Annotated in this window: 9 protein-coding genes; 4 read left to right on the top strand and 5 right to left on the bottom strand. The window is 73.2% G+C overall.

Features of this window, described 5'->3' with window-relative positions:
* Nucleotides 1-21: 21 nt before the first annotated feature.
* The 4 genes from ACFYSC_RS28935 to ACFYSC_RS28920 form a co-directional block, all read right to left on the bottom strand.
* The gene (locus tag ACFYSC_RS28935) at nt 22-2,646 is read right to left on the bottom strand and encodes a M48 family metalloprotease (RefSeq protein ID WP_389967976.1); all 2,625 of its coding nucleotides are present in this window, start codon (nt 2,644-2,646) and stop codon (nt 22-24) included.
* A complete protein-coding gene (locus tag ACFYSC_RS28930) occupies nt 2,613-3,092 on the bottom strand; it encodes a hypothetical protein (protein WP_389967974.1) in 480 nt (159 codons plus the stop codon). Before ACFYSC_RS28930 ends, ACFYSC_RS28935 begins: the two co-directional genes overlap by 34 nt.
* 179 nt (nt 3,093-3,271) lie before the next feature.
* Nucleotides 3,272-4,195, bottom strand: coding sequence for an SDR family oxidoreductase (locus ACFYSC_RS28925; protein ID WP_389967972.1), 924 nt, complete (start codon nt 4,193-4,195; stop codon nt 3,272-3,274).
* A 316-nt stretch (nt 4,196-4,511) separates the two neighbouring features.
* Nucleotides 4,512-7,958: a phosphodiester glycosidase family protein gene (locus ACFYSC_RS28920; RefSeq protein ID WP_389967970.1), complete on the bottom strand. Its 3,447-nt coding sequence runs from the start codon at nt 7,956-7,958 to the stop codon at nt 4,512-4,514.
* A gap of 537 nt (nt 7,959-8,495) precedes the next feature.
* Here ACFYSC_RS28920 and ACFYSC_RS28915 point away from each other — a divergent pair.
* From ACFYSC_RS28915 to ACFYSC_RS28905, 3 genes are all read left to right on the top strand, one after another.
* On the top strand, nt 8,496-11,015 hold the full coding sequence (locus ACFYSC_RS28915) for a M4 family metallopeptidase (protein ID WP_389967968.1): 2,520 nt from the start codon (nt 8,496-8,498) through the stop codon (nt 11,013-11,015).
* A 137-nt stretch (nt 11,016-11,152) separates the two neighbouring features.
* Complete coding sequence (locus ACFYSC_RS28910; protein ID WP_389967966.1) at nt 11,153-12,985, top strand: PepSY domain-containing protein; 1,833 nt, start codon at nt 11,153-11,155, stop codon at nt 12,983-12,985.
* Nucleotides 12,986-13,146: 161 nt separating this feature from the next.
* Nucleotides 13,147-15,783, top strand: a complete 2,637-nt coding sequence (locus tag ACFYSC_RS28905; RefSeq protein ID WP_389967965.1) for a M4 family metallopeptidase — start codon at nt 13,147-13,149, stop codon at nt 15,781-15,783.
* Between the two features lie 69 nt (nt 15,784-15,852).
* On the opposite strand, the gene ACFYSC_RS28900 is transcribed toward ACFYSC_RS28905, so the two are convergent.
* Nucleotides 15,853-17,661: a S8 family serine peptidase gene (locus ACFYSC_RS28900; protein WP_389967963.1), complete on the bottom strand. Its 1,809-nt coding sequence runs from the start codon at nt 17,659-17,661 to the stop codon at nt 15,853-15,855.
* Nucleotides 17,662-17,968: 307 nt separating this feature from the next.
* On the opposite strand from ACFYSC_RS28900, the gene ACFYSC_RS28895 reads away from it, so the two are divergent.
* Entirely contained in the window at nt 17,969-18,982 is a 1,014-nt protein-coding gene (locus ACFYSC_RS28895) for a zinc-binding dehydrogenase (RefSeq protein ID WP_389967961.1), read from the top strand.
* Nucleotides 18,983-19,026 lie beyond the last annotated feature (44 nt).

Raw genomic sequence — 19,026 nt, 5'->3', positions numbered from 1 at the left:
GGGCCCGCCGTCGCGCCCGGCTCAGCCGGGCGGGACCCGCAGGCAGTACTCGTGGACCGGCCGTTGCAGCGGGGACATGCGAGCCGAGGCGTCCCGGGCCGCCGGATGACCCGCGGCCCCCAGCTTCGCGAGGAAGGGGTCGTCCGTCTCGGCGAGGCGGGCGAACGCCCCGGCCCAGGCCGCGTAGTAGTCGTCGCCCAGGAACAGGACCGCCTCGGCGGCCGTGACCCGCGCGCACGCCGAGCCCGCATCACGGGTCCCCGGCGGCCCGGGAGGCGGCACGGCCGAGGCGGAACTCGTGAGAGGACGGTTCTCCAGCCCGGGAGCACGACCGGTCTCGGCCAGCCACACCTGGACCATCACCGCCGCCCAGGCCACGGCGCACGCGGCGGCGATCAGCGAGGCGGACCGCCGGGCCCAGGCGGCCGCCGGACGGCCGGGCCGCGCCTCCCGCCGCCGGACCAGGGCGCGCACCCCGCCGGCCATCAGGGACGCGACGGCTCCGGCGGCCGTGCCGCCCGCGGTCACCGCCAGCAGCACGGTGCCTGCGCCGCGGAGCATGACCAGGGGGTCGCAGTCCGGTGCCCCCGGCACGCACGGCGGGGCCGGCCGCCCGGTGGCGCCGAAGGCCAGGACGGCGACGAGGACCGTGCCGGCGATCCCGGTCGCCAGCGCGGCGAGCATGCCGTGGGCGAGGCCGATGCCCGTTCCACCGCCGCCGGTCAGGGCCGCCACCACGAGCGCCACCAGGAACTGGACCGCCCAGAAGAGGACCAGCAGCGCCGCGACCTGCGCCAGGAGGACGTCGAAGGCGTCTCCGCGCACGGTTCCGCCCACTCGGAGGAGGCCGCCGGCGAGGAACCGGTCGAGATGGAGGAGACCGTTCACCGCGCCGAGGGCGAGCACCGCCGCGGCGGGCGCCAGGGCGAGCAGAGGCCGGATCCGCACGGGCGGCAGCGCCATCGCCTCACCGGCTCCCGGACGGATGTCCCGTCCGGGTCTCCTGTGCCGCAGCCACGCCCCCAGCGGGTGGAGCAGGGCCACCCAGAGGACGGTGAGCAGCGCCGCGTCGAAGAGGTGGGCGCCCAGCATGTAGAGCCCCGCGGGGAGGTCACCGGTCTCCAGGGCGACGGACGACGCGATGACCCAGGCACCGAGCCATGGCCCGAAGGCCGACGCGGCCGGGACGACGCCTCCGGCGAGAACGGGCAGCCACGTCCTCCCCCGGGCGACGGGCAGCCACGCCGCCGCGGCCACCGGGAGCCATCGGGTGAACGCCACGCACATCAGCAGCAGGACGGCCCCCGTCCCCGCGGCGGCGAACGGTTCCCGCACCACGGCCGCGGCCCAGGAGACGCGCATGGGAGACGGGGAGATCAGCCGGCCGAGCAGGATTCCCGCCGCCAGCGCCGCACCCTGGAGCGTTCCACGCGGACCGCGGTCCCCGGTGAGGAGCGTGAGGAGCGTCGCCCGGTAGGCGCCGGCCCCGACGACGGCCGCGGTCAGCAGCCCGTAGGGCAGCGCGGCGACGGGCAGGGCGTATCGCGAGTCGCCGCCCAGCCCCGGCCCGATGATCATCTGAAGGTGGGAGAGCCCGAGGCCGGTCACGATTCCCGCCCCCAACGCCTCCCCCGCCGCCCACCGCAGCAGGATGCCGGGGTTCCGGACGACCTCCGCCCGCCGGGAGTCGTCCGGGTGCATCGGCAGCAGTCTCTGGAGCGGCCCGGTACGGCCGCGGTCCCGGGTGACGGGCCCCCCGCCCGCGGCCGCGGCCCGCACGTCGGCGTAGTGTTCGCGCGACCTGAGCACGGCGGCCGCCAGCACCGCGATCAGCGCCGTGGCGATGAGCATCCGCAGGCCGGTGTCGAGGAGCCGTCCCGGGGCGTGCACGAGGGTGAACAGCAGCGAGGGCACGGCCACCGCGACGGGGAAGACCCACACGGCGGCCAGGGTGAGCCCGGTCAGGTCGACGTCGCGGTTCCTCAGGTGGGCCAGCTCGTGCAGGACGACCGACTCGACCGCGCCTCTCCCGACGCCCTCATGCTCCTCCCCCGGGACCGCGACCTCCCGTGCGCGGGTCTCCTCACGGCCCGCCTGGAGGACCCCGATGTTGAGCCGCAGGTGGTAGCGGGGGTAGCAGCCGAAGGCCCATCCGTCGGGCAGCTTGCGGTTGGCGTCGATCAGGATCCGCGGGACGCGCCGCAGCCCCTCGGCTCCGGCGAGCCGCCGTACGGTCTCGTGGAGGTCGGCGTGGCGGACGGGATCGGCCGGCACCAGCCCCTGGCGTCCGATGGTCAGCCGGGGCCGTACGGCGTGCAGCGCGACGATCAGGCAGCCCACGGCGGCCATGGCCACGACGCCGCCGAGCATCCGGCCCCCGCCGACGTCGTCCACGCAGCGCAGGTAGTCGGCGGCCAGGGGACCGGCGGGCAGCCGCCGGGCCGCCGCGGCGGCTGCCCGGTCGCAGCCCAGGTACGCCTCCCGCCATCCGGAGGGGCCGCCCGCCACCAGATCCCAGGTGAACCCGGTGGCGGAGAGGGTGACCGCGATCAGCAGGACGAACCGGGAGGTCGTCGCGGCGGGCAGGAGGAAGGGGCCGACCCGTCCGGCGGTCATCCCGGCGGGGTCCAGTCGCGCCGTCCCCACCTGTCGACGAACCGTTCCGCGACGGCCTCGGCCGGCGGGGACCCCGCCGGGCCCGGCCCGCGGAGTTCGCGGAGGTCGTGGGCGATCCGCTCCCGGGCGGCCGCCTCACCGCCGGGTGGCAGCTCCGGCAGGGGATCGCCGGGACCGGCCACCGGCTTCCGGCGTCGCCGCCGCAGGCGGAACCATCCCTGACGGACCGACAGGACGACCAGCTCCGTGGTGAGCCCGGCGACCACCCCCCACATGAGGTTGGTGAACGTCGGATCGCCCGGGTCGGGGAGCGCGCCGCCCGGCTGGTCACGGGGTCTGCGCGCCCGGCGGGCCGCGCCGGGCGAGGCGAAGTACGCCTCCGTCATGAGGTCGAAGTCGGGCAGCTCTTCGGGGGCGAACTCGGCGACCAGGGCGCGCACCAGCGCGCGCCGATCGCCGTCCGCGGGGAACGTCACCGGCACCTCCGGACAGGAACGGAATCGTCCCCCGAGGCGTCCCGATGATACGCCGTGAGACCCCGCCCACCCAGGGGTGAGCCCGGATCGGAGCCTGGTTTCCGGGAAATCCCTGAAATCTCCCCGCGACGATCAGCCGCCATTTCAGATATTTCCGGATATATGGATATTCGGGGTGGTCAGGCGTCCCGGTCCGGGATGCGGCCGTTCTGCAGGGCGTTGGGCGCCGCCCTGGCCACCAGGTCCGGGATCACCGCGCCCAGCTCGGCCGGCTCCCAGCGCGACCCCTTGTCCACCCCGGGCCCGGCGTGCCAGCCCTCGGCCACGCTGATCGAGCCGCCGCGCACGTTGAAGACCCGGCCGGTGACACCCGACGCCTCCGCACAGGCCAGCCACACGGCCAGCGGCGCGATGTCCTCCGGGTCCAGGTCGCCGAAGCTCTGGGTGGCGCCGCCGCCCCGGCCGGGCGCGAGGTTCTCGGTCATCCGGGTCAGCGCCGTGGGGGCGAGGGCGTTGACGGTCACGCCGTACCGGTCCAGCTCCTGGGCGGCGATGACGGTCAGCGCCGCGATGCCGGCCTTGGCGGCGCCGTAGTTGGCCTGCCCGGGGTTGCCGTAGATGCCCGACGAGGACGTGGTGTTGATGACGCGGCCGTGGACCGGGGAGCCGGACTTGGCGAGTCCGCGCCAGTGGGCGGCGGCGTGCCGCAGCGGGGCGAACGTGCCGCGCAGGTGGACCCGGACCACGGCGTCCCACTCGTCGGCGGTCATGTTGACCAGCATCCGGTCACGCAGGATGCCGGCGTTGTTGACCAGGACGTTCAGGTCGCCGAAGTGCTCGACGGCGGCCCGGACGAGCCTGCCCGCCCCGTCGAAGTCGGAGACGTCCTCGCCGTTGACGATCGCCTCGCCGCCCAGGGCGCGGATCTCCTCGGCGACCTCGTGGGCCGGTCCGGCCGACGCGCCGGTGCCGTCCACCCCGGCGCCGAGATCGTTGACGACCACCCTGGCGCCCTCGCGGGCGAACGCGAGCGCGTGCCCGCGCCCGATGCCCCGGGCCGCCCCGGTGACGACGACCACCAGTCCCTCGACGATGCCGCTCATCCGTCCTCCGCTCGCGGAACCGCGTCCCGGCCGGTCCGGGAGGCACGTCCCGATGGGAGGGTTCCGGCGGGCGCCGCCGTTGTCAACGACGCCGGCCGGGGCGCCTGTGCCCGCCCTCCCCGGGACCGGCGGAATCACCGGCCCCATGCCGCCCGTGCCGGTGAATGTCACGATTTCGATATCACATCCGGGTCGCCCGCCCGTATCGGGTCGGTCACCGTATCCGCCATCGTCTTGATCATCCGTTTCCCCGCCGGGAGCGTGCGTACATGGGGAGGGGGCCGGTCCGGACGGGGGCCCGGACCGGCCCCGCGGGTCAGGCGGCCGAGCGGGCGGCCAGCTCGACCGTCGCCCGGCGGGTGACGCCGTTGACGGTGACCGCGACGACGACCTGCCCGGACCGCAGCGCGGTGAGCGTGCCGGTCGCCGGGTCGAGCACCGCGACGTGCCAGGGCTTGACGCCGGCGCGGGAGCCGACGTGCAGGTTCGGCGAGCCGGACCAGTCGGCCGAGACCGGGTGGGCGACGGGCACCTTCCGCCCGGCCTGCGTCACGGCCGCCGACACCTCGGCGGGACGGCCGACCTGCACCGAGGCGGGGACGGTGAGGGTCAGCTCGTCGACGTGCGGGCGGACCTGCGCGCCGATCCACTCCGGCGCGTCGGCGAACCAGTTGCGCCGCACGTGCTCGGCCTCCTTCTCCGTCACCGGGTCGACGCCCCACAGCGACCAGCCGGTGAAGCCTCCGTCATCGGCTGCGGTGGCCGGGTTCTTGCCGGAGTTGCCGTTGATGAAGTACGGCACGGCGTCGACGCGCGAGGCGTGGAAGGTGCCGACGTGCCCGCCGACGAACGCGGCCCCCTTGCCGGTGACGCGCTGGAAGTCGGCCAGCCAGCCCTCCACCAGCGCGGCCTCCTTGCGGTCGCCGAGCTGGCTGCCCTTGCCGGGCGTCGGGTCGCGCGGCGGCACGTGGAACAGCACGGTCACCGAGCCGATCGAGGGGTCCTTCGCGGCCGCGTCGAGCCGCTCGCGGAACATCGCCATCTGGTCGAACCCGCCGCCGCGCAGGTTCAGGCGCGAGGTGTCGAGGGTGATGAACCGGGTGCCCTTGTGGTCGAAGGAGGCGTGGGTGTCGCCGAAGACGGCCCTGAAGTTGTCGATCTTCCCGCCCATCACCTCGTGGTTGCCGGGCACGTAGCGGTACGGCAGCTCGCCGCCGAGCTCCTCGTCCAGGATCCGCTTGGCCAGCGCGAAGTCCTCCGGCGACGCCTCGTCCACGAGGTCGCCGTCGATGACGAGGAAGTCGGGCTTCGCCGCCTTCACCTCGCGCAGGGTGCGGCGGACGTTCGCCACGATGTCGCTGTCGGGGGACCGTCCCACGAACTGCCCGTCCGACATGACGGCGAACCGCCACGGCATCGCGGCCACCTCGGCGCCGGTGCAGACGACCGGGTCGGCGACCTTGGGGGCCGCCGGGGCGGTCACCTCCGGCGTGACCTTGGCGACGAGCCCGTCGACGGTGATCTCGCCCTTGTAGCTGTGGTCGGCCGCGGTCTCGGCGACGTAGAAGCGGCGGAGCTTCAGCGGATAGTTGACGCCGGGCGGGACGGTGAACTCGACGTACCTCCAGCCGGTCCAGGTGAGGTACGGCCCGCGCAGGATCTGCGACTGGCCCTGGGCGTCGTAGAACTCCAGGCTCGGCCACTCCCCGTTCCCCGCCGAGTTGATCCACATGCCGAACGCCTGCGGCTGGCCCGGCACGGTGATCTGCGCGGGCGGGCTCGCGTAGGCGGCGCGCGTCGCGGTGGACTGGGTGAAGTCGTAGCTCAACTTCAGCCCGCCGCCGTCGTGGCCGGGCGCCGCCGACAGCGATCCGGTGGCGCGGGCGGCGGCGAACGTCCAGGAGGCGGCGTCGTCGAAGGCGGCCACCGGGACGTCCCGGTAGCCGACGGTCACCGGCACCGCCGCGCTGATCTTGCCGACCCGTACGGTGACCAGGCCGGAGCCGGTCTCCTTCTTCGCCTTCACGGTGAACAGGCCGTTCTCGGCGGGGGTGACGTCGAACAGGGCGGTGTCGTAGTCGAGGCGCACGTCGGCGGGCTCGATGGGCGCGGAGTTGCCGTTGCGGTCGTAGCCGACCACGCCGAAGGCGCCCGTGGCCCCCTCGCCGGCGAGGCCGACCCGGTCGGCGGTGGCGCCGAGCCGAGTCAGGGGCTGCAGGACGGTGAGCCCGATCTTCCCGGTGGCGCCGCCGCGCGAGGCGGTGACGGTCGTCTGTCCGGGCACCAGGGCGTGGAAGACGCCGTCACGGCCGACGAGGCCGTGCAGGGCCGGCGTGGCCCGCCATGCCGGGTCCCCCTCGGCGGGGCCGTACGTCTCGTCGTAGCCGGCGGCGGTGAGCACGCGGGTGAGGCCGGGGAAGACGCGCTCGGTGTGGCCGCCCGCGACCGGGCCGGTGCCGGGGGCCCTGGCGGGGTCGGCGGCGGTCTCCACCCAGAAGCCCTTGAGCTTCCCGCTGCCCTCGGGGGCGTAGAGGGCCAGGCCGTTGGGGACGTGGCGCTCCTCGCCGTCGGAGGGGCTGTTCTCCACCTGGGCGTCGGCGGAGCCGGGCTCGCGGGCGAGCATCGTGGAGGAGCCGCCGCCGTCGAAGTTGATCGCGTCGTGCGCGCCGAGCTCGGTCATCATCGCGGCGAGCTCGTCGAGGGTGACGCCCCGGCTGTCGGCCTGGCGGCCGTCCACGGTGAGCAGGTACATCTTCCGGCCGTCGGCGGAGAACCCGACGGCGGTGCGGGGGTGGGCGGTGTTGTCGGAGGAGTGCTGGACGACGCCGTCCCTGATGAGGATCGCGCCGCCGCCGACGGCGGTCCGCACGGCCTTGCCGTCGGACGCCTTGGGCTGGTAGCGGACGTCGACGCGGTCGCCCGGCTTCAGCGCGGCCAGCGCCGCCGCCCCAGCGTCGCGGCCGAGCAGGATCGAGGTTCCGGCCGGGATCGGGCCGCTCCCCGCGGCGGAGCGGACCTCGGCGACGGCGCCGTCGCGCAGCACGACCTCGGTGACCGAGGTGGCGCTCCCGACCGCGCGGCCGCGGTCGTAGGAACCCCACAGCGGGGTGAACAGGCCGACGCCGCCGGTCTGGACGAGCTGGTTGAACTGGGTCAGGGTGATCGGGGCGCCGCCGGCCGGGGTGGCGGTGCCGTCGAAGTTCATCTGCAGCACGCGGCCGATGCCGTCGGGCGTGACCGCGACGGCGTTGGGGTGGCCGGAGATCGGCGACTGGACCAGCTCGCCGTCGCGGACGCCGGCGCCCTGGGCCGCCCCGGTGTTGTTGATGTCGAAGAAGTCGCCGTTGACGGCGGCGACGGCGCGGGTGCGCCGTACCGGCCCGGACAGCGGCTCGGTCTTCGACACCTCCCCGGAGGAGACGTAGCCGACGCGCGCGCCGCCGGTGAGGTCGGCGGTGATCGCGTCGGCGCGCAGCCAGCCGGCGGCGTCATAGGTGTCGAAGGAGGTCAGCGTGACGCCCGGCGCGACGGGCCTGGTCTTCCTGTCGGTCTCCAGCCGCTGCGCGCCGGGGGCGACGAGCAGGGTGGAGGTCTCCCGGGCGGAGGAGGCGGGGGGCGCGTCCTCGACGAGGGCGGGCTGCGGGGGCCGGGGGTCGGCCTGGGCGGGCCCGGCGACGCCGAACGCCAGCAGGGGGGCGATGAGGGCCACGGCCGTGAGGCTGGGGTGGTGACGTGGAGGCACGATCGAACTCAACCGTGTCATGGTTACAAGTTTCAAGACTTCAAAGTGTCTTAAAAGAAAATTTCATGATCTCCACGGCCGTGCGATCGCCCCGGACCCGCCCTCCGCGTCGAGCCCCACCGCCGGACCGTACGGCGGGGCGGATCGGACGGCGCCGCCGGATGGCATCGCGGAACCGGCGCTCCGCGTCCCGGCGTCCCGCCACCCGCACCTCGGTGCTCCACGTTCCGTGGCCGGCCCCGGCGTCCGCACCCCGCCGGCATCCCACACCAAGCATCACACGCCGAGCACCAAACACCCGAGATAGCCGGATTTATCATCTTAAAACCGACTTCTATCGCTTTTACCGGCGACGCTCATCGCACTCCTCGGACCTTTTATAGAGCCAATTTCGCCATCCTTCAGACAATGCCCCGAAGTCGTCGATGAACGCGCCGAAGGCGATTCATATCCCGGAAATCCGACTGGACGCGGATATCCTCCGGAAGAGCCTGTGATCATCGTCCAGGAGAACCGGGAGGTGATCAACCCAGTAACGTCCAGGAAAAGGAGCAGCGCGTGAAACGCTCCATCAAGTTCACACTATTGACCGCAATAACGGGCATTTCCCTAATAGCGCCCATCGCACCGGCGTCCGGACACACCGTTCCCGGCCGGCCGCCCGTCCCCACCCCCGAAGACCCGAGCACGTCGGCGGACCGCTTCGTCCAGACCCAGCCGCCACCCCTCTTCGCGGCCCCCACCGACCAGTTCTACCGGCAGAACGACTTCGTGGGCGCGGGGGGCCTGCACTACATCCCCTACACCCGCACCCACGACGGCCTGCCCGTCTTCGGCGGCGACTTCGTCGTCGTCACCAACAACCAGGGCGGCCTGCTGAGCACCTCCATCGCCCAGGCCCAGCCGCTCACCCTCGACACCACCCCGGAGATCACCCCGGCCCAGGCCGCGGTGATCTCCCGGAGACAGATCACCGATCCCCGCCGGGTCTCCGTCCCGCGACTGGTCATCCTCGCCAAGGGCCCCGGGCTGCTGGCCTACGAGACCGTCGTGACCGGCCGGGACAAGACCCAGAGCTTCGCCCCCACCCGGAGCAGCAGGATCCCGAGCAAGATGCACGTCTTCGTCGACGCCAAGACCGGCGAGGTCATCTTCAAGGACGACGAGGTCAAGACCGACGACACCGTACGGCCCTCCGCGAAGGTCACGAGGACCACCGGCGTCGCGCGGGGACCGCACCGGGCCGACCCCGGCGACGGGAAAGGCTTCTACAACGGCCCGGTCACCATCGGCACCTCCAAGTCCGGCACGACGTACTCGATGACCGATCCCACCCGCTCGGGCGTCCAGTGCGGCGGCCAGAACGGCTCCGCCTACACCAAGGCCACCGACACCTGGGGCAACGGCTCGGGCACCAGCCTGGAGACCGCCTGCGTGGACAGCCTGTACGCGGTGAACAGGGAATGGGACATGCTCAGGTCCTGGCTGGGCCGCAACGGCATCAACGGCACCGGCGGCGGCTACCCGACCCGGGTCGGCCTGAGCGACGTCAACACCTACTGGACCGGCGACTACGCCAACTTCGGCCACACGCAGGACAACCAGCGTCAGACCACGTCGATCGACGTGGTCGCCCACGAGTTCGGGCACGCGCTCTTCCAGACCACACCCGGTGGCTCGATCGGCGAGAACGAGAAGGGCATCCTCAACGAGTCCGCCGGCGACATCTACGGCGCGCTGACGGAGTTCTACGCCGACGGCAAGCCCCCCTACGACACACCGGACTACAGCGTCGGCGAGAAGGTGGACCTCGTCGGAGGCGGCCCGATCCGCTACATGCACAAGCCGTCGCTGATCTCCGGCAACCCGGACTGCTACTCCTCCTCGGTGCCCGACCTCGAGGTGCACGCCGGGGCCGGGGTGCAGAACCACTGGTTCTACCTCCTCGCCGAGGGCACCAACCCGACCAACGGCCAGCCGACCAGCCCGACCTGCAACAACACCACGCTGACCGGCATCGGCATCCAGAAGGCCGGCCAGATCTTCATGAGCGCGCTGAACCGCAAGACCGACACCTGGACCCACCAGCTGGTCCGCAAGGCCACCCTGCAGGCCGCCCTGGAGCTGTTCCCGAACTCCTGCGCCGAGTTCAACGCGGTCAAGGCCGCCTGGGACGCCGTCAGCGTTCCGGCCGCCTCCGGCGAGCCTGCCACCTGCACGGGCGGTGGGGGCGGCAACGACTTCTCGCTGACGCTCAGCCCGCAGACGGTGAGCGTGCAACCCGGGCAGCGGGTGACGGTCACGGTGGGCACGCAGACGACCTCGGGCAGCGCGCAGACCGTGACGTTCTCCGTCGCCGACCTGCCTCCGGGCGCGACCGCGTCCTTCAGCCCGGTGTCGGTGACCTCGGGCGGCTCCTCCACCATGACGGTCTCGGTCCCCGCGACCACCTCCGCCGGCAGCTACAAGGCGATCGTCACCGGTGACGGCACCGCCCTGGACCGTACGGCCCCCCTCGTGGTGACGGTCGGCGCGACGGGCGCCGTCGTCTTCGACGACACCTTCGAGACGTCCCTGGGCTGGACCGCGAACCCGAGCGGCACCGACACCGCGACCACCGGCCGGTGGGAGCGCGGCATCCCGCAGCCCACCTCCTACGGTCAGACCCCGTTGCAGCTCACCGCCTCCGTGGGGCAGAGCGACCTGGTCACCGGCCGCCTGGCGGGCGCCACCGCGGGCGACAACGACGTGGACGGCGGGGTCACGTCCGCCCGCTCACCGCTGATCACGCTGCCGTCCGGGAAGCTGACGCTGACGTTCTCCTGGTATCTCGCCACCCTGGACAACGCCACCAACGCGGACTTCTTCCGGGCCAGGGTGCAGTCCGGGACGTCCAGCACGCTGGTGTTCCAGCAGCTCGGCGCGCCGGCCGTACGGCCCGGCGCCTGGCAGACCGCGACGGTCGACCTGTCGGCCTACGCCGGAAAGCCCGTCCGGCTGCTGTTCGAGGCCGCCGACAATGCGACGCCCAGCCTCATCGAGGCCGCCGTCGACAACGTGCGGATCACCAGGTCCTGAGAGGACCGGCTCCGCCCCGGTCCCTCTCCGCGGGGGCCGGGGCGGAACGCGGAGCCGCCGCCCTCCGATCCCATCCCGGTCGTCGCCCGAGAAATCCTCCGATCCCGTCCGGGCCGTCACCCGAGAAAAGGGAACCGATGAAACGCATCGCCATGTCCGCGGCGGCCGTCCTGCTGGTGACGCTGCCCGCGGCCCCGGCCCGGCCGGCCGCGCAGCCCGGCCCTTCTTCTCCTCCCGAAGTCCCCCTGGTGGCCGCCGAGCGCCTGATCGACGCCCGGCCCGAGGTGCTGCACGCCTCGGAGAAGGACGAGTTCTTCCACGGTGAGGTGACCGTCGGCCTGAACGGCATCCGCTACATCCCCTACAAGCGCCTCTACAACGGCCTGCCGGTCTACGGGGGCGACTTCGTCGTGGTGACCAACGCCAGCGGCGGGGTGCTGAGCACCTCCATCGCCCAGACCGAGACGCTGAACGTCTCCACCGTGCCCAAGCTCACCCGCGCCCGGGCCGCCCGGATCGCCCGTGCCCAGCTACCCGGAGGGGTCGCCGCGCCTCCGAGGCTGCTCGTGATGGCCCGCGGCGCCGGAATCCTCGCCTACGAGGTCTTCGTCACCGGCCGGCGGGGAACGCGGCCGGTCAAGCTGCACGTCTTCATCGACGCCCGCACCGGCAAGGTGCTGGAGAAGTTCGACGAGGTCGTGGAGACCGGCCCGATGGCGGGTACCGAGGGCCTGTTCATCCAGCCGGGACCGGCCTCCGGTGATCCCGACTGCTACTACCCCGCCGCGCCCGCCCTGAGGTCGGACACCGGGGCCGGGGTGCTGGACCACTGGCTCCACCTGCTCTCCGAGGGCGGCGACGCCACCGGCGGACGGCCACGCGGTCGCACCTGCAACGGAGCCCGCGTCACCGGCATCGGCGCCGTCAGGGCCGGGCAGATCCTCACGGCCACGCAGGACCGCAGGACCGTCCTCTGGACCTACCCGCTCGCCCGCAAGGCCACCCTGGAGGCCGCCCTCCAGCTCTTCCCCGGATCCTGTGTGGAGTTCGACACCGTCAGGGCCGCCTGGGACGCCGTCAGTGTCCCCGCCGCGCGGGACGAGCCCGCCACCTGCCGGCCCAGCACCGACTTCCTGCCTGCGATCGACCCGGCGGTGCTGGCCCTGAACCCTGGCGAGCGGGCGACCGTCACGATCGCCACCCGGACGCTCTCCGGTCCCCCGCAGCCGGTGACCTTCTCCGTCTACGGCCTGCCGCCCGGCGCGACGGCCTCCTTCGCTCCCCCGTCGGTCGCCTCCGGCCGGTCCACACGGCTGACGGTCGCCCTGGCTCCGGGCACTCCGTCCGGCTCCTACAGCGCGCAGATCCTCGGTCACGGCGTCGGCGTCGACCGTACGACCACGCTCGTCCTCACCGTCGGCGCACCGGCCGGTGTCGTCTACGCCGAGACCTTCAACGCCGAGCGCGGCTGGACCCGGGACCCGGACGGCACCGATACCGCCACCTCCGGCCTGTGGGAGCGCGGCGTCCCGCAGCCCACCCACGACGGACGGACGCCACTGCAGCTACGCACCCCGGTTCTGGGGGGGAACGACCTGGTCACCGGCCGGCTGGCGGGCGCCGGCGCGGGCGCCTACGACATCGACGGCGGGGCCACGACCATCCGCTCGCGGGAGATCAGGCTCCCGGAAGGAAAGCTGACGCTGACGTTCTCCTGGTACTTCGCCCACCTGGCCAACTCCAGCGAGGACGACTTCCTGCGGGCCCGCGTGATCCTCCCGGAAGGGGAGCCCGTGGTGTTACAGGTGCTCGGCTCCCCGACCGTGCGGCCCGGCGTCTGGCGGACCGCGACGGTCGACCTGTCGGAGTTCGCCGGGCGGACGATCCGTCTGCGGTTCCGGGCCGCCGACAACGCGGCGCCCAGCCTGGTCGAAGCCGGCGTCGACGACATCCTGATCACCAGGTCCTGACCGGTGAACGACACCGCGACCTTCCGTGACCCCGGCGACCCAGAGGATCCGGGCCACCGCTCGGGGAACCGGCGCCCGGGAGGCCGCGTCTCCGGGAAACGGCCGTCCGAAAAGCCACAACCGAGAAGCCGCCGTCCGAGAACCAAAGAAAAGGAAACACGATGAGACGCTCTCTCATATCCATGCTCACCGGCCTCCTGGTCGCTCTGTCCGCCGCGCCGGCCCTGCCTGGGGCTCCGGCGCTCGCCGACCCGGAACCGACGCCGGAGCCGGTCACCGTCCGGTCCGCCTCCGACCGTCCCGCCTCCGACCAGCCGCTGATCGCCGCCGAGCCCCTGATCGAGGCCCGGCCGGAGGTGCTGCACGCCTCGGAGAACGACGAGTTCTACCACAAGGAGGTCATCGCCGGCCTGAACAACACCTTCTATGTGCCCTACCAGCGCACCTACAAAGGGCTGCCGGTCGTCGGCGGCGACTTCGTCGTCGTCACCAACGCCAGCGGCGGAGTGCTGAGCACCTCCATCGCCCAGACCGAGAAGCTGAACGTCTCCACCGTGCCCAAGCTCACCCGCCTCCGGGCCTCCCGGATCGCCCGCGCCCAGCTGCCCAAGGTGACGTCCTCCACCGTCCCGAGCCTGGTGGTGCTGGCCCGTGGCACCGGGGTTCTCGCCTACCAGGTCCTCGTCACCGGCCAGGGGTCCCGGAACGGCTTCACCGGAGCCCCCGTCCTGACCCCCCGCAAGCTGCGCGTCCTCATCGACGCCCGCACCGGAGAGGTGCTGGAGACGTCCGACGAGATCAGGACCGAGACGCCGGCCGGGCCGGAGCCCCGTACCCGGCCGGTCCCGCCTCCCGTGCCCGCTCCCAGGCCCTCCCCGGCGCCGGCCGCCGTACCGGCCCCGGCTCCAGCGCGGTCCGGGCCCACCACGACGCCCACGCCCATCAGCGGGACCCTCCCCACTCCCGTCCCGTTCTTCTTCGGGGTGGGGACGAGCTTCTACAACGGCCCGGTCACCGTCAGCAGCAAACGGCTCAACACGACGTACGCGCTGACGGACGCCGTCCGCGCGGGGGTGAGCTGCGGCGGCCAGAACGGCTCCGCCTTCGTCGGCGCCGACGACAGCTGGGGCGACGGCTCGGGCACCAATCTGGAGACCGCCTGCGTGGACGCCCTGTACGCCATCGGCAAGCAGTGGGACATGCTGGGCGCCTGGCTGGGCCGCAACGGGTACAACGGCTCCGGCGGCGGCTACCCGGCCCGGGTCGGCCTGAACGAGGTCAACGCCTACTGGGCCGGCAACTACGCCAACTTCGGCCGTTCGGAGGACGGCCGGCGCCAGGCCACGTCGCTGGACATCGTGGCCCACGAGTTCGGCCACGCCGTCTTCCAGAACACCCCCGGCGGCTCGTTCGGGAGCAACGAGAAGGCGATGCTCAACGAGTCGGCCGGTGACATCCTGGCCGTGCTGACGAAGTTCTACGCCAAGCAGCCGCCGCCCTACGACGTGCCGAGTTACGCCATCGGCGGAAAGGCCGACCTGCTGGGCACCGGCCCGGTCCGCTACCTGTACAAGCCGTCACTGATCTCCGGCCACCCCGACTGCTTCTCCCCCTCCGTGCTCGACCTGGAGTCGCACGCCGGAGCCGGGGTGCAGAACCACTGGTTCTACCTGCTCGCCGAGGGCAGCAACCCCACCAGTGGCCAGCCGGCCAGTCCCACCTGCAACGGAAGCCGGGTCACCGGCATCGGCATCCAGAAGGCCGGGCAGATCTTCATGGCCTCGCTGCTGCGCAAGACCGACACCTGGACCCACCAGCTCGCCCGCAGGGCCACCCTGCAGGCCGCGCTGGAGCTGTTCCCCGACTCCTGCGTCGAGTTCAACGCGGTCAGGGACGCCTGGGACGCCGTGAACGTCCCGGCCGCGCCGGGTGAACCCGCCCAGTGCGTATCGGGCAACGACTTCGACCTGTCCGTCGATCCCGCGGCGGTCGGCGTGGATCCCGGGCAGCGGGCGACCGCGACGGTCACGACCCGGACCACGGCCGGCAAGCCGCAGGCCGTGGCGTTCGCGATCTCCGGGCTGCCGGAGGCGGCGACCGCCGCGTTCACCCCGCAGAAGATCACCACGGGCGAGTCCTCGGCGCTGAGCATCCTGGTCCCGGTCGGCACGCCGTCCGGCTCCTACAGCGCGCAGATCCTCGCCGACGGCGTCAACCTCGACCGGACGGTCACCCTCACGCTCACCGTCGACTCCGGCAGCAACGTCGTCTTCATCGACGACTTCTCCACCGACCTGGGGTGGACGGTGAACCCGAACGGCACCGACACCGCGACCACCGGCCGGTGGGAGCGCGGCGTTCCGCAGCCCACCTTCGCCGGGAGGACGCCGCTGCAGCTCGCGCCCTTCGTGGGCAAGAGCGACCTGGTCACCGGGCGGCTGGCGGGCGACCGGGTGGGCGCGAACGACGTCGACGGCGGCGTGACGACCATCCGCTCCCGGGAGATCGCGCTTCCCCCCGGCACGCTGACCATGACGTTCGCGTGGTACTTCGCCCATCTGGCCAACTCCAGCGCCAAGGACTACTTCCGGGTCCGGGTGGTCAGCCCCACCGCCAACACCGTGGTGCTCCAGCAGTTCGGGGACCCCACCGTCCGGCCCGGCGAGTGGCGGACCGCGACGGTGAACCTGTCGGAGTTCGCCGGGCAGCCGATCCGCATCGTGGTGGAGGCCGCCGACGACTCGCCCGACAGCCTCGTCGAGGCCGGGTTCGACGACCTGAGGATCACCAGGTCCTGAGCGGGTGAGGCGCGGCCCCAGTCCCATCGGAGGGGACCGGGGCCGCGCCGCGTCCGGGGCGGTGGAGGATCAGCTGACCGCCCGCAGCGCGTCGACGACGCCGTAGCCGAAGAAGCCGTTGCGGATCGAGGTGCCCTCGCACACCTGGGTCGTGGTGATCTCCCCGCCGCCGGCCAGCCGCCGGACGTAGGTGTAGGCGGGCGGGACGGGACAGGACCGCCGGGTGGCGGTCGTCCTGAGCCGCCGCTCCACGATGTCCGGGGCGAGCGTCTTGCCGCCGTGGGCCGGGTCGGGCACGCCGTACCGGCTGACGATCAGCGCCGCCACCCCGGCGGCGTGCGGGGAGGCCATGGAGGTGCCCTGGAGGTACTCGTAGTAGCCGCAGACGCGGCCCCGGCAGCTGCGCACGATGTCGGCGATCCTGGGCGTGCCGTCGGGGTTCAGCTCGCCCCGCTTCTCGGCCACCGACTTGGGGTAGGCGGCGAGCACCGCCCGGGTGATGTTCTGGGTCTTGGTCGGCGTGTCGTAGACGTCGCCGCCGGGGGCGGCCGCGAAGACGTAGCCGTCGCCGTAGTCGGAGTAGTACGCCTTGCGCCCGCTGATGCCGGTGGCCGAGATCGCGAGCACGTGGTCGCCCTCGCTCGGCAGGGACAGGCAGGACGGCGGGATGAGCCGGTTACGGGTCCGCTGCCCGGCCACCCGGGCGAAGTCGGGACTCGAGGTGTCGAGGATCTGCTTGGTGTAGTCGCCGGCGCCGTTGCCCACGGCGGAGATCAGGGTGACGTTCCGGTCGTGGGCGTAGTCGAGGGCCCGCTGGACGGCCGTGATGACCGTCTGCTGATCCCGGCGCTCCTCGGGGCTGTCGGCGGGGTTGTCGGTGCAGTTGAACAGCCAGGGGTCGACGTAGTAGCTCATGTTGACCACGTCGACGCCGTTGTCGGCGGCGTAGGTCAGCGCGTCCACGGTGGGCTGGAGGAAGAAGTAGCCGCTGTCCTGGCCGACCCGCAGGCTGACGATCGAGGCGCCGGGCGCGACGCCCGCGACGCCCAGCCCGTTGATCGGGGAGGCGATCGTGGACGCCACGTGCGTGCCGTGGCCGTTCTCGTCGACGGTGGCCGGGTCGGTGCAGGACTTGTCCGGTTCCTGGTCGCACGGGCCGTCGAGTTCCTTGCCGTTGGCGTCGACCGGCATGTCGACGGTGAAGTTGCGGCTCAGCCCGGCGTTGTAGTTGGCCTCGATGTCGGGGTGGGTGGCGTCCACGCCGGTGTCGAGGATGCCGACGAGCACGGCGTGGGTGCCCCGCGACCGCCGGTAGGAGCCGGTGACGGTGGCGTGGATCTGCCGCATGTCCCACTGCCGGACGGCCAGCGGCTCGGGCCGGAGCACGGACGCGCCGGAGTCCGCCGCGTCGGGATCGTCCGTCCGGGCCGCACCGGCGGGGGCGGGGAGCGCGGCGCGCGGTTCGGAGGCGGAGGCGGTTCCGACGCGAGGGGTAGGGGCGGACAGCAGCCCGCCCGTCCCGGCGGCCCCTGCGGACCCGGCGTGCCCCGGCGCGCTCCGCTGCGGGACCCGGCCGATGACCATGTCGCGGGCGACGCCCTCGATCCGGGGGTCGGCCCGGAGCGCGTCGGCGAACGCGGGACCGGTCGCGGTGACGGTGGCGACGCCGACGGCGGCGTTCTCCCTGGTGACGGTGCCGCCCGCCGCCAGGACGGCCCGCCGGGCGTCGGCGGCGCTCACGCCCCGCCGGTACAGGACCACGTACCCGCCGCCGCGTCCCTCCCCCGGCGCCGTGTCCGGCCTCCGCGCCTGCGCCGGGACCGCCAGTGTGGCCGCGGTGAGGGCGGCAGCGGCGGCGATGACGATGACGCGCTTCACGCATACCTCCGTGTCGGATTCTCCTCCCGCCGGTGCGAATTCACCGGCGGGGCGATGCATAGGCCAGGGAATTGCACCCCGGCACGGCGAAGCAAGGACCGGCGGCTTTCCGCGCCGTGTCCGGACGTTAAGCGTGCCGGAGCGTTAACCGCGCCGCCGCGCCACCACCAGCATGTTCCTTTTTCGGAAATGTTCCTCTAACGTATGGAATTCCATTGTCCGTATGGGTTCGGAAGCACGGCCGCGGGCCGGCGCGCCGGCCGTACGGTCCTTTTCCGAGGGCCGCCCCGCATTCGGAAGGTGAGAAGTGAGAGCGTTCGTCATCACCGAACCGCGCCGGTGTTCGGTGCTGGACGTCGAGCCGCCGGCCCCGATGGCGGGCCAGGTCGTCGTGGACGTGGAACGGGCCGGGCTGTGCGGCACCGACGTCGAGTTCTTCACCGGCGAGATGGCCTACCTCCACCAGGGCCACGCGCGCTACCCGGTGCGCGTCGGGCACGAGTGGTGCGGGACCGTCGCCTCCGTGGGCGAAGGGGTGGACGAGCGCTGGATCGGCCGGCGCGTCACCGGCGACACCATGCTCGGCTGCGGCCGGTGCCGCCGCTGCCGCGCGGGGCGGCCGCACGTGTGCGACGCCCGCCACGAGATCGGCATCCGCGGCGGGTGGCCGGGCGCCCTGGCCGAGCAGGTGGCGGTGCCGGTCACGGCGCTGCACCCGCTGCCGGAGGAGGTCGACGCGGTGGCCGGCGCCATGGTGGAGCCGGGCGGCAACGCGCTGCGGGCCGTACAGGCGGCGGAGGTGGAGCCGGGCGACCGGGTGCTGGTGGCCGGCCCCGGCGCGATCGGGCTGCTCGCGGCCTCGTTCGCGCTGATCCAGGGGGCGGAGGTGCACGTCCTGGGCGTCTCGGAGCGGTCGCTGGCGTTCGCCCGCGCGCTCGGGGCGCACGGGGCCTGGACGGCCGAGCGGCTGCCCGCGGCGCCGTTCGACGCGGTGATCGACGCCTCCACCTCCCCCGCCCTGCCGGCGCGGGCCCTGGACCTGGTGGAGCCGGGCGGACGGGTGGTCTGCGTCGGCCTGGCGCCGGAACCCAGCACGGTCGACACCCGGGCGATGGTCCTCAAGGACGTGACGATGACCGGGGTGCTGAGCGGCTCCGGCGGGCTCGCCGAGACGATCGAGCACTACGCCTCCGGGGAGGTGGATCCGCGCCCGCTGGTGGCCGCCACGGTCGGCCTGGAGGAGGCGGCCGGCGTGCTGGCGGGCTCGCGTCCGGCCGGGGCGGGCCAGGGCCCGAAGATCCACGTCGATCCGCGGAGGTGAGCGGCGGGCCGCCGGTTCCCGCGCCGGCGACCGGCCCGCCCTCC

Origin of the sequence: Streptosporangium sp. NPDC004379 (assembly GCF_042873875.1) — a bacterium.
Classification (GTDB): domain Bacteria; phylum Actinomycetota; class Actinomycetes; order Streptosporangiales; family Streptosporangiaceae; genus Streptosporangium.
The sequence above is the reverse complement of the archived record's forward strand: the minus strand, read 5'-3'. Positions and strand labels throughout refer to the sequence as shown.